At 53.5% G+C, this 258-nt stretch carries 2 rRNA genes; both read left to right on the top strand.

The annotated features are described in order from the left end of the window. A 23S ribosomal RNA gene (locus tag OP04_RS48235) occupies positions 1-101 on the top strand; the annotation flags it as partial. 86 nt (positions 102-187) lie between these two features. Beyond that, positions 188-258, top strand: a 5S ribosomal RNA gene (gene rrf, locus OP04_RS48230); the annotation flags it as partial.

Raw genomic sequence — 258 nt, 5'->3', positions numbered from 1 at the left:
TGGGGTAAGGCTCCCAGTAGATGACTGGGTTGATAGGCCGGAGATGTAAGCACGGTAACGTGTTGAGTTGACCGGTACTAATAGGCCGAGGACTTGACTGACATAAACTTTGCAAGACTGCTCGCGTCCACTGTGTGATGTCTGAACAAACAACCGTGCAGATCCCCGGTTGGAAAGTTCATAGTGTTACGGCGGTTATAGCGGTGGGGAAACGCCCGGTTACATTCCGAACCCGGAAGCTAAGCCCACCAGCGCCGA

Source organism: Catenuloplanes japonicus (genome assembly GCF_000717135.1).
Taxonomy (GTDB): Bacteria; Actinomycetota; Actinomycetes; order Mycobacteriales; family Micromonosporaceae; genus Catenuloplanes; species Catenuloplanes japonicus.
The sequence above is the reverse complement of the archived record's forward strand: the minus strand, read 5'-3'. Positions and strand labels throughout refer to the sequence as shown.